At 45.5% G+C, this 12,608-nt stretch carries 9 protein-coding genes; all 9 read right to left on the reverse strand.

The window, feature by feature from the left end; genetic code table 11:
• Positions 1-66: 66 nt before the first annotated feature.
• A complete protein-coding gene (locus T538_RS18800) occupies positions 67-816 on the reverse strand; it encodes a hypothetical protein (RefSeq protein WP_031540856.1) in 750 nt (249 codons plus the stop codon).
• Between the two features lie 98 nt (positions 817-914).
• The gene (locus T538_RS0104780; RefSeq protein WP_031532447.1) at positions 915-2,471 is read right to left on the reverse strand and encodes a YifB family Mg chelatase-like AAA ATPase; all 1,557 of its coding nucleotides are present in this window, start codon (positions 2,469-2,471) and stop codon (positions 915-917) included.
• An 87-nt stretch (positions 2,472-2,558) separates the two neighbouring features.
• A complete protein-coding gene (locus tag T538_RS0104785) occupies positions 2,559-2,783 on the reverse strand; it encodes a hypothetical protein (protein ID WP_031532449.1) in 225 nt (74 codons plus the stop codon).
• Positions 2,784-3,010: 227 nt separating this feature from the next.
• Complete coding sequence (locus T538_RS0104790; RefSeq protein ID WP_051655880.1) at positions 3,011-3,586, reverse strand: histidine phosphatase family protein; 576 nt, start codon at positions 3,584-3,586, stop codon at positions 3,011-3,013.
• A 13-nt stretch (positions 3,587-3,599) separates the two neighbouring features.
• Positions 3,600-4,772 (reverse strand): SGNH/GDSL hydrolase family protein, encoded by a 1,173-nt coding sequence (locus T538_RS0104795; RefSeq protein ID WP_031532451.1) that lies wholly within the window; start codon positions 4,770-4,772, stop codon positions 3,600-3,602.
• A gap of 24 nt (positions 4,773-4,796) precedes the next feature.
• Positions 4,797-7,328 carry a glycosyl hydrolase 115 family protein gene (locus T538_RS0104800; protein ID WP_031532452.1) on the reverse strand — a complete coding sequence of 844 codons (2,532 nt, stop codon included), beginning with the start codon at positions 7,326-7,328 and terminating at the stop codon, positions 4,797-4,799.
• A gap of 157 nt (positions 7,329-7,485) precedes the next feature.
• Positions 7,486-8,532 carry a glycoside hydrolase family 5 protein gene (locus T538_RS0104805; protein WP_197025749.1) on the reverse strand — a complete coding sequence of 349 codons (1,047 nt, stop codon included), beginning with the start codon at positions 8,530-8,532 and terminating at the stop codon, positions 7,486-7,488.
• Positions 8,533-8,740: 208 nt separating this feature from the next.
• On the reverse strand, positions 8,741-9,100 hold the full coding sequence (locus tag T538_RS0104810) for a hypothetical protein (RefSeq protein WP_031532454.1): 360 nt from the start codon (positions 9,098-9,100) through the stop codon (positions 8,741-8,743).
• A 267-nt stretch (positions 9,101-9,367) separates the two neighbouring features.
• Positions 9,368-12,595, reverse strand: coding sequence for a carbamoyl-phosphate synthase (glutamine-hydrolyzing) large subunit (carB, locus tag T538_RS0104815; RefSeq protein WP_031532455.1), 3,228 nt, complete (start codon positions 12,593-12,595; stop codon positions 9,368-9,370).
• Between the last annotated feature and the right edge of the window lie 13 nt (positions 12,596-12,608).

Genomic DNA, 12,608 nt, shown 5'->3' on the forward strand with positions numbered 1-12,608 from the left:
TTCTGAAAAACGCTTTGCAAAAGTAAGAAAAATATTCAATATCGCAGACGGAAAGTCCGACAATGCTTATAATTTGTTATACCAGATTACTTTCTGGAAATAAAGCAGCATCCATTCTTCATAATTGTCACGGTTTATGCCACAAAAAGGCCAAAGTCCTTCTTTCGACAAACTGATATTATCTCGTAGCCAATCGAATTCATGGAAATAAGGCAACGCAATATTACATAATGAATCCAAGCCACAATCGCAAGACATTTCACCGTCAAGAACCTTCTGGGCAATATACAAGACGTAATGGCTATAGATTTCTTCATCTGTAAAATTCCAGTTAAGCTCGCAGAGAATTTTGTCGAAAAGCGCCTTGAATTCAAACGGATTCATATTCAGTTCCTCGCCTGCCAACTGAGTTATTCCAGACGTCTGAAAACCGTTCTCCATCATATCCATAGCCCAATATCTAAATTCTTTTGACATTGATTGTCCAGACTTGAATAGGAACAAGATGTTTATTGTGTCGGGGACAATATTGCATATTGAATCTAATTTTACGTTAAACTCTGGCAGACACACAACACAATCATCAGGGACTGTTATTTCCGACGGAACTTCTGACTTTTTGGCGAATATCTTTCTTATCCTTTTCACTATGAATATTATAAGAAGCATCACGAAAACAAGAGGTAATAAAACATAAACAATATTCTCTGCCACCATCGGAGTCACCATCAACCAAAACATAACAAGGATAAGCAGCAATACTTCCAACAAGACAAATAACAAGTGCCAGAATCTATTTATGAATTTCAGAATCATCTTAAATTTTGAACTTTTTAAATCTATGCAAAGATAAGGCGCAAAAACGAAATTAGCAATCGTTTTGCGCCTTATCTTCAATATTCACTTTCTATTTTTCAAACTCCTCTTTCTGCCCAGTCGCCACGGTCGAGACTGCGATAGCCTATTGCCTCGGCAATGTGGTTGGACTTTATCTTCTCCGAGCCTTCGAGGTCGGCAATGGTGCGCGCAACCTTAAGAATTCGGTTGTAGGCGCGAGCAGATAGTTTCAGACGCTCCATCGCCTTGCGAAGCATCTCCATCGATGCCGCATCAGGCTCGGCAAACTGATGAATCATCCGCTCGGTCATCTGGGCATTGCAATGAATTCCATCGAAATCCTTGTAACGCTCCTCCTGAATCTTGCGAGCCTTCACTACACGCTCTCTGATGGCTGCGCTCGACTCGCCCGGCTGCATCTGCGAGAGTTTGGCAAACGGCACCGCCTGAAGTTCGCAATGAATGTCGATGCGGTCGAGCAACGGACCGCTAATCCTGTTCATATAACGCTGAATCTGCCCCGGCGAGCACACACAATGATGCAGTGGGTCGCCGTAATATCCGCACGGGCAAGGATTCATGCTGGCAATCAACATGAACGAGCACGGGAACTCAACGCTGTATTTTGAGCGACTGATGGTGATTTTCCGGTCTTCGAGCGGCTGACGGAGCACTTCGAGAACCGTTCGGGATAGTTCGGGAAGTTCGTCGAGAAAAAGCACGCCGTTGTGCGCAAGACTTATCTCGCCCGGCTGAGGATTTCCGCCTCCTCCCACAAGCGCGACCTGCGATATGGTGTGATGCGGTGAGCGGAACGGACGCTGCGAGATGAGCGACGTGTTTCCTCCGATTTTTCCTGCAATGGAGTGAATCTGAGTTGTTTCGAGGCTCTCAGCCAGCGACAGCGGCGGCAGAATGCCCGGCAATCGCTTTGCCATCATAGACTTTCCTGCTCCCGGAGGACCAATCATTATAAGGTTGTGACCACCGCTTGCAGCCACTTCCATGGCACGCTTAACGCTCTCCTGTCCTTTTACATCGGCAAAATCGAAAGGCGTGTCAACCTGTGCGGCGGCAAACTCAGCGGCGGCATCTACAATGGTTGGCTCGATGGTAGGCACATCGCATCTGAAGAAATCAATAACCTCCGACAACGACTCAACGCCGTAGACCTCAAGTCCACCCACCACGGCAGCCTCGCGCGCATTCACCTTCGGCAGAACGATGCCCACAAATCCTTCGCGCTTCGCCTTCAAAGCCATCGTAAGAGCACCGCGGATTGGCTGGAGAGTTCCGTCGAGGCCTAACTCGCCCATTATCATAAACTTGTTGAGCTTGCTCTGTGCTACGTCCAGAACCTCGGTAGCCGCCAGAATGCCGATGGCAAGAGGCAAATCGAACACCGTGCCCTCTTTTTTGATGTCGGCAGGAGCCATATTGATGACAATCTGCCTTGTCGGGAGTTTTATTCCGGCCTGAGTTATGGAAGTCATTATTCGTTCGTGACTCTCGCGAACGGCTACATCGGGCAACCCGACGAGAAAGAACTTTATTCCGCGCGATGCGTCTACTTCGATAGTTATTGTCGATGCCTCTATTCCCTGCACCGAAGCCCCATAAACTTTAGATAACATTGTCGTTGCTTTGTTGCTTTGTTGCTTTGTTGTTATATTATTGTATAGTTTTTCGGAAAAATCAGAGTACTTTTTGAGGATTACTGACTAATCCTCAAAAAGTACTCTAACATTGGCAGGTAATTGTTTGTCGGTATCGAGCGGTTTACGCTTATAATAGTAAACAAACAGTTGATGCGCCGAGTTGTATTCAACACTGTACTTGTCTACCTTATACATTCCGTCTTTTAAACCAAAGTTGACAGCCCAGTCTATAAGATCTTGAGATGCGCAAACATACTTTGCGTAGCCTCTTGGAATTGTAATGCTCATTGTTAATAGATTTTAATAATGTTTTCTGTTTTTCGATTGCAAATATAATGCTTATATTTCAAACTTTAATTAAAAATATCTGCGTTTAATCTATAAAATTTACTAATTCGTAGATAATAAAAATTAAGTTTCTTTAACAATATGACTATTGTTTTTTTGTAACAATAGTATTGTTCAATATATTAGCAAAATGTATTAAAGTTATGGTTTATGTTGAAAAGCATTTTTTAATTATCTGCTTTCTCAACGTCATTTTTGTTGCCCGAAAGACTGTTTTTGTAGTCCGACGGAATGACGAGTTTGCGTATTTCGGCATTGCCCATGCGAGGAATGTCGGCAATGGTACAGCCGTCGAAACAAGCCTGAATAACTCTGTCGAACAAACCGTGTCCGATGGCAAGAACGCACTTTCCGTCGTATTCCCGACTGACGTACTCGAGGAATTGAGCGGCACGAGAGAACATCTGCTCAACCGACTCAACATCGGCTGGAAATTCGCGACCCTTCAAGTCTGGAATGTGAGCACCAGTCAGACTTCCCCAGTCGCGTTCGCGCAGCAGACGGCATTTTTCTATCGGCATGTCAAGATAGCGGCTCACAGGCGCAGCCGTGTCCAGACATCGCTGCAAATCGCTGCTCAGAAGAACATCAATTTTCTCCTGAACGCTTTTCTGCAACTGAAGGCAAAGACCATCTGCCTGCTCCCTACCTTTTGGGGTAAGGCAGCCAGGCAGATGACCTTGCAGTATCTGTGCTACATTCTCTTCTGTCTCTCCGTGTCGAGCAAGATAAAGTGTAAGCATAAATATTTAATTGTTAGTCTTTTACAATACCTGCGGCATACTCGCCCATCGCCTTGTAACCGGCAGGATTAAGATGAAGCCAGTCGTCGCTGAATTCCTTCTTCAGGCAATCAGGATGCTCAGGATTGCGAACAAGCTGGTCGAAATCGATAACTCCGTCGAAACTTCCAGATGTTCTAATCCATTCATTTACAGTCTGGCGCATAGCCTCGTGGAAATAGCTGTACCAACCGTTGCCCTTGAACGGAGTGATTGTTCCGCCGTAGACCTTCATACCTGCCTTGTGAGCCTTGTCAATCAGCACCTTATATCCGTCGATGAGCTTTGCAACAATCTCGTCGTACTTGCCGTTAGAACAGCCGATATCGTTGATTCCTTCGAAGATAATAAGCTTGCTGACATTCTGCTGACCAAGGATATCGCGGTCGAAACGAATCATTGCAGGCTCTGAGATTCCGCCCCAAAGAACGCAGTTTCCGCCGATGCCGAGATTCAGCACACCGTAAGGCTTCTGCATGTCGGAAAGAGACTGCGACATGATGTCTGTCCAGCGATTCTGCTTGTCTGTAGTTGTACCGCGACCATCGGTAATTGAATTTCCGAGAACAGCGATTGCCGAAAGTTCTGATTTGACCTCAATCTTCGAGATGTTGTACCAATGTACAACCTTCTCAACAGTCTTGAACGGTTTGTTCGGCTTAACCTCGCCTTGCGCTATGTATGATGTTGTGCGCGAACCGCGATGCGATGTTGCATTCTCTGGAACTTTTGCACCGTAACAAACTGTGATGCTGAGGTTTGTATAAGGCTTGATACCTTTCTTGCAGACATCAGAAACGACCTTTCCCTTGGCTGGGATAACGACATTGCGCTTTCCGCCAAACGTCAGATAGACAGCCTCTTTTACATTTATGTCGCACGAATCCTTTGCCGGAGCAACATACACCGCCTTAATCTCAACATCGCCCGAGCCAAACTCGTTGCCAAGTTCCATACGGAAAGTATTGTCAATGCCACTGATTGACGGACGAACAATCTGACGGACAGATGTGTTTGCCAGACTCATCTTAGGCATATCGCCCTTACCCGTGTATTCCATGGCTGTTGCCCATGTTCCTGTCCATTTCTGAGCACTTGCGCCGATGGCTACGGCACACAAGGCTGCAATTAAAAATGATTTCTTCATTATCCTATTTCTTAATATAATTTTTTAGAGTTTGAATGTTTCCTTCGGTCCGAGGAACGATTTCTTCACGCCTCCGAGGTAAATCATGATTTTCTGGAACACAAGAGCATTGTCGAGCGGACGGATGCGCAACGTATGACTACCTTTCCCGATGTGGAACTGCGACTTGCTGTCGATGCACTGCATTGCCTGAATCATTCCGAGTTCGCCGTTGTAGTCGCCGTTGATGTTCAGTTCTTTCTCCTCGCCGCCGTCGATGCTTATGGCATAGCGAAGTCCGGTATTGTTGAAGTTAAGCGTCGGAGCGAAGCGTATAACGACAGATGCGTCGGCCTCAGAAACGGTCTCGAAATCATATTCAAGCCACATTTTGCTTGGCAGAGTTGTTACCGGCATCGTCGTGATTCCGCTCAACGTTCTGCCAACCTCAGGAATCACGGTCCACTTGGCAGAACCGTTCTTGCAGCGCGAATAATGCTCAGCCTCGATGCTCACGCAACTGTCAGACTCGGCAAAGACAAAAGACTTCTTTCCGCCTCGATAGATTTCCGGCAACTCTTGCTTGAATTTAACAGGCTCTGGAAGGCTGATGCTTCCGTCATACTTGCCACCGAACACAACCACATCGGGCATTACGTTGTATGGTCCCGGCTCGTTCCAGAATCGGTAGCCGATGTGCGACTGGTCCATAAGATGATTCCACTTGCCGCCGGCGATGCTGTGATACTGATTTTTCAACTCAGTATCGTAATCGAAGCACTTCTTTACGCAATCTGCCCACGCATTTGCACTCAAATCGCGCTTGCGAGCCATCTTGTGGTTCATTGCCTGAGCATAATACATATTATAGATTGACGCCATTGCCTTAACAGAATATCCAATTAACTGAAAATAAGCATCTTTGTATTCGGCAGGAAGTTTATTTTCGAGTGCCTCGACATCATTCTTAAGTTGTGCAAACTGACCTGCAACAAGTTCCCATTCGCCATTCTCGAGCGAATAAGTCGTTGCATTCAGAAGTTCGGGAGTCACACGATGAATAAGTTGAGCATATTCTCTGTAAAGACGAGATGCCTCTTCGCCATATTCCTCGCCAAAGATTTCCTTGCAGAAATTTGTTGTGTGAGCAGTAATGTTTCCGGCATTGAAAGCCTCGGGATTCCAAGCCATATCCAAAAAGAAAGTGATAGGATATTCCATCGGCTTGAGGTCACCTACATTCACAATCCAGAGTTTCTTAACTCCATAGTTATAAGTCAGATTCAACTGTTCCCACGCTCTCGGAACAGAGTTCGTGTTAATCCATTTTGTATTTCGCGGAGCACCAACATAGTCGAAATGATAGTACATTCCATAACCACCCTTGCGTGGCTTGCTGTCGAGCGCAGGCAGACGGCGCACGTTGCCCCAGTTGTCATCGCATAGAAGCAGCGTAATGTCATCAGGAACTTTCATTCCGTTGTCGTAATAATCCTGCACTTCTTTATACAATGCCCACACCTGCGGAGTTTCTTCGGCTTTCTTACCAGTTACCTTCTCGATGATGCTACGCTGGTCGTCGATAATCTGGTTCAGCAGTTTGATGTTGCCTGTATCATCCATCGCCTCGTCGCCATCGCCTCTCATTCCTACGGTTACGATTGTTTCCCAGTTCTTGCTGCGCTCAATGCCGCTCTGCCAGAACTTCTTCAGTCCTTCGGCATTCTTAACGTAGTTCCACGCTCCGCTGCCGCGACGCTTCCAGTCCTGCTGAGCCAAATCCATAGGCTCGTGGTGCGATGTTCCCATAACGATGCCCATTTTGTTTGCAAGAACGCCGTTCTCCTTGTCATCGTCGAAGAATGCACTTCCCCACATCGCAGGCCACATGAAATTGCCTTTCAGACGAAGGACGAGTTCGAAGATATGTTCGTAGCACTTACTGTTTATTCCGCCGAATTTCTCGTTAGCCCAGTTACCAAACGCCGGCCACTCATCGTTAATGAAAATTCCGCGATACTCAACCTTTGACTCACCATCGGTATAGACACCTTTCTTAATGAACACATCATCGCGATGCTTCGTCGGAACATCCATGAACCAATACCAAGGCGAAACGCCCATCTGGTGAGACAACTCGTAGATTCCGTAGATTGCGCCTCGCTTGTCGCTTCCGGCAATGACAAGAGCCTTGCTCACGCCCGGTATAGGCTTGTCGATAACCTGAAGGAGATACTTCTCGCGCTTTCCTTTTAGATTTTTTTCATTTATCTTGCCCGATTTTACAATCTGGCTGATAAACTTAGAATTGAGCGTGCCGACAATGATACAATGCGCTTCGGGACTATCTACAATCTTTGATTTGTTTCCCGAAACTGCCTTGAAATCGGCACACAGATTATTGGCTGCCATTGCAACGCCCTCATCATCATTCATGTCAAAAAGAATGTTCAGAGCCTTGCCCTTGCTGGCAACCGCAAACGTGTTTTTTTCTGATTTGAAAGAAACGAAACGCGGCGCGGCTATCGATGCCACGCTCGTCATAAACAGAAATACTGTAACTAAAAATTTGTACATAGGTTATAAAAATTTGATTACAAAATTACGGTTTTCGGGTTCTTCAAACAATAGCATGTAACAAATGACATACTTGTTTGTTACAACAAACCCACCTACTCGTAACCACGGTAACAATGTAATAGTTACAGATATTCTTTTTCCGATTTTCGCGCCTTTATCTGTTGTTTACTCTTTTCAGATAGTCTCTGAAGAACACGCCCTGCGTTGACGGAGTATAGTTCCAGTCGGTAATGAGAACAGGTGCCCAATCAGGGTCGAAACACCATGCCGTAAACGATGCACCTTTCTTTTCGAGATACCTTGTAATAGCCACACCATACTCATCGTTCGAGATAACCGGAATGTGCGCACCCTTTTCGTCCTTCAGGCAATAACCAATCTCCGAGCAGAACAGAGGATAAGTGTCAGCCACGTAGCCGAAATCCTTCTCCCACTTTTCCTCCCAAGGCTTCTCACGTTTCATCGGATAAGGATGGCAGACGTAAGCAATATTCTTGCGGTCAATCGGAGTCTTTTTAATCTGAGTCAGGTCGTATGCCCAGTTGAAGCCGGCACACATGCAAATTGCCTCAGGATTATATGTTCTGATTGTATCGATAAGTTCTTCCATCAAACTTTTCCACGAGTACCATTGGCACGTACCAAGATCGACATCAGCCTTTGTCGTTGGCTCGTTAAAAAGTTCGTAAAGGGCAACGGCTGGCTCGCTTCGATATCTTATGGCTACTTCTTTCCAGAACTTGAAAGTCTCAGCCTTTGTTGTCTTGTACATAGGCTTGAAGAACTTCTCGTCCTTCAGATTACCGATTGAATGCCAGTCCATAACGACATACATTTTGTGCTTCTTTGCCCACTCAACGCCTTTGTCGATTGCAGCGAAGGTCGAATCCCATCCCATGCTGTTGATGTTCTCGGGATGAACGGCAAAACGAACCACGTTTGCCCCAAAGTTCGAAGCCTCCTCAAAATAATGCTCGTCCCACTTTCCATCGCGAATTAACTTGACAGGGTCGGAACAGCACACACCACGAAACACGACGGTATCGCCGTAGGCATTCATAAAACACTTTCCTTCAACCCTTATGGCTGGAAGATTCTTATTTACCTTCTTAGGAGTTGGTTCTTTTTCTTTTACGCTAAAGCAACCAATAATAGCCATAACAAATGTCACCTCCAATAATAAACAAGCTATTTTTTTCATAATATTGAAAATCCCCATTTTATATTACGTTATTGTGCAAATATAATGCAAAATTTTCATTTTTCTGCGGTTTTACAAAAAAATCTTCGAAATAAATGATTTCAGAAAATCAGATTCAGTACAAACAAAAAAGTGGAGATGCTTCACAGCGTCTCCACCAAATTACTAACTATAACCTTAATACAAATACTATAACCTTCAAAAATAATTACTTCATATAGCCGTTCAAGCCCTTGTTGTTCAAGGTAACATTGATTACCTCAAGGTACTTAGCATACTGCTCCTTTGTAAGATTCTCCTTCATCAGTTTGCAGTTGCCCATTACGGCTTTACGAACCTTTGCGGCTTTCTTTGAGTCATCAGCAATGCGGTTTGCATCTTCCATCTGACTCTCGAAGTAAGCGTTAATCTCGTCAACTGTGTCATACTGTGATGCGCTAAGATTCAAGTATGTGCTCAATCTTGCAGTGTTGACCTTAATCTTTGCAGTGTTAGCATCCTTATCCTCTGCCATACCTGCTGCCGCAAATCCCAATACAGCTACCGCTGTCAAAAATATCTTCTTCATTTTACCCAATTTTAACTCAATTTCTTACCTTTTTTTTACCTATTTTCTGTCTCAAGCTCTGAACTGTTGTTCTTTCCTTTTGACATTGCAAAGATACGACAACTTTCTAAATCATGCAAATAAAACTATGTTTTTTAGCATAAAATTAGTAAATTATTGATTTTAATCAAGAATAAACATGTTATATAGCATATATTCAGCAGTCGTAAGGAAAAAAATGGGCAATATCGAGATGATACTGCCCATAATTATAATGTTAGCGTTTTTTTACTTGTACTCTTCCCAACTGCGAATTGCAAGATCGTCGAGTTTAATTGTGCAGAATGCATTGATAAACGCGCTTGCAAGACGTGGATTTGTGATAAGAGGAATATTCAAGTCGACCGCTGCACGACGGAGTTTGTAACCGTTGCCAATTTCGCCTACCGTGAGGTTCTTTGGAACATTTACAACCATATCGATTTCCTTGTTGTGAAGCATGTCGAGAGCCTGTGGCTGCTTGCCTTCCTCGCTTGGCCAGTAAACAAGAGTGTTCTCGATGCCATTATCCGAAAGGAAACGGCTTGTTCCGCCTGTTGCGAAAATCTTGTAGCCGTTCTTAACCAACAGTTTGACACTGTCGAGCATACTTGCCTTCTGTTTAGAGTCTCCGGCAGAGATCAAGATATTCTTCTCAGGAATACGCATACCTACCGAAAGCATTGACTTCAGAAGAGCGCAGTTAGAATCCTCGCCCAGACAGCCTACCTCACCAGTTGATGCCATATCTACACCAAGAACAGGGTCGGCCTTCTGCAAACGGTTGAATGAGAACTGGCTCGCCTTGATTCCGACATAATCGAAGTCGAAGAGGCTCTTGTTTGGCTTCTCAACCGGCAAGCCGAGCATTACCTTTGTGGCCAGTTCGATGAGATTTATCTTCAAAACCTTGCTTACGAATGGGAAACTTCTTGAAGCACGAAGGTTACACTCGATTACCTTAATCTCGTTGTCGCGGGCAAGGAACTGAATGTTGAACGGACCGCTAATCTTCAACTCCTTGGCAATCTGACCGGAAATCTTCTTGATTCGACGAACAGTCTCGACATAAAGTTTCTGAGCAGGGAACTGAATTGTTGCATCGCCAGAGTGAACGCCGGCAAACTCAATATGCTCGCTGATCGCGTATGCTATAATCTCGCCGTTTCTTGCAACGGCATCCATCTCAACCTCCTTAGTGTTAAGCATGAACTTGCTGATAACGACTGGGTGCTTCTTGCTCACGTTTGCAGCGAGTTTCAAGAAACGCTCCAACTCATCCTGATTTGAGCAGACGTTCATTGCCGCACCAGAAAGAACGTATGACGGACGCACAAGAACAGGGAATCCAACCTTCTCGATGAACTTGTTTACATCTTCCATAGATGTAAGCGCGCTCCACTCTGGCTGGTCTACGCCGATACGGTCGAGCATTGCAGAGAACTTGTCGCGGTCCTCGGCATTATCGATGCTCTGGGCTGTTGTACCAAGCAGTGGCACACGCTGTGCATCAAGACGCATAGCAAGGTTATTCGGAATCTGACCGCCAGTTGATACGATTACGCCGTGAGGATTCTCCAACTCGAGAATATCCATAACACGCTCGAATGTCAACTCGTCGAAGTAGAGGCGGTCGCACATATCGTAGTCGGTAGAAACTGTTTCTGGGTTATAGTTAATCATAACGCTTCTGTAACCCTCCTTGCGGACAGTATTAAGAGCCTGAACGCCGCACCAGTCGAACTCTACAGACGAACCGATACGATAAGCACCCGAACCAAGGACTACGATACTCTTCTTGTCGCCAAGATACTTGACGTCGTTTGCTACGCCGCTATATGTAAGGTACAAATAGTTTGTCTGCGCAGGATACTCGGCTGCAAGCGTATCAATCTGCTTAACTACCGGAACAATGCCGTGCATCTTTCGATAGTTTCTTACAACCATGATTGCCTGCTCGCTGTCCATCTCTGCCTCAAGACCGAGAGCACGACCAATCTGGAAGTCGGTGAAGCCCTGAATCTTAGCCTTGCGAAGCAACTCCTTGTCAAGAACGTTGATGCTCTTGCAAGCATGCAACTCATTGTCAGTCTGGCGGATATTGTTAAGTTTCTGCAAGAACCACTTGTCAATCTTTGTCAAATCGTGAATCTGATCGATTGTGTAGCCCTGACGCAAAGCCTTGGCAATGATAAAGATACGCTTATCTGTAGGAGCCTTCAATGCAGAATCGATATCGGCAATCTCAATCTCCTTGTTTTCAACAAAGCCGTGCATACCCTGACCAATCATACGCAAGCCCTTCTGAATTGCCTCCTCGAAAGTACGGCCGATGGCCATAACCTCGCCTACCGACTTCATTGAAGAACCCAACTCTTTGTCTACGCCGTGGAACTTGCCGAGATCCCAACGAGGAATCTTACAAACAACATAGTCGAGAGCAGGCTCGAAGAATGCGCTTGTTGTCTTTGTTACTGAGTTCTTAAGTTCGAACAATCCGTAGCCCATACCCAACTTGGCAGCAACGAAAGCCAAAGGATAACCAGTAGCCTTTGATGCCAAGGCAGATGAACGGCTAAGGCGGGCATTAACCTCGATAACTCTGTAATCCTCTGATTTAGGGTCGAATGCATACTGAACGTTACACTCGCCCACGATTCCGATGTGGCGGATAATCTTTATGGCAAGAGCACGAAGTTTGTGATATTCAGAGTTTGTAAGTGTCTGAGAAGGGGCAATTACGATACTCTCACCTGTATGGATGCCGAGTGGGTCGAAATTCTCCATGTTACAAACCGTGATACAGTTGTCGTAACGGTCGCGTACAACCTCATACTCAATTTCCTTCCAGCCCTTGAGACTCTTCTCTACAAGAACCTGAGGAGAGAATGAGAATGCCTTCTCAGCCAACTTGTTCAGTTCCTCTTCGTTGTCGCAGAAGCCAGAGCCCAAGCCGCCAAGAGCGTATGCTGCACGGATGATGACTGGGTAGCCGAGTTCAGCAGCAGCCTTGCGTGCCTCCTCGATGTTCTCGCAAGCCTCAGACTTGATGGTCTTAACATCGATTTCGTTAAGTTTCTCAACAAAGAGTTCGCGGTCTTCTGTGTCAATGATAGCCTGAACAGGAGTACCGAGCACCTGAACATTATATTTCTCGAGAATGCCCTGCTGATAGAGGGCAACACCGCAGTTAAGGGCAGTCTGACCGCCGAAGGCAAGCAGAATGCCGTCTGGGCGTTCCTTCTCGATAACCTTCTCTACGAAGAATGGAGTGACAGGCAGGAAGTAAACCTGATCGGCAACGCCCTCGCTTGTCTGTACTGTTGCAATATTTGGATTGATAAGGATGGTCTTTACGCCCTCCTCCTTCATTGCCTTGAGTGCCTGCGAACCAGAGTAGTCGAACTCGCCGGCTTCGCCAATCTTGAGGGCACCAGAACCTAAAAGCAATACTTTCTTTATATTTTCTTGTTTCATCTTTCTGTTTTTA

The sequence above is a fragment of the Bacteroides sp. Ga6A2 genome (assembly GCF_000702225.1).
GTDB lineage: Bacteria > Bacteroidota > Bacteroidia > Bacteroidales > Bacteroidaceae > Ga6A1.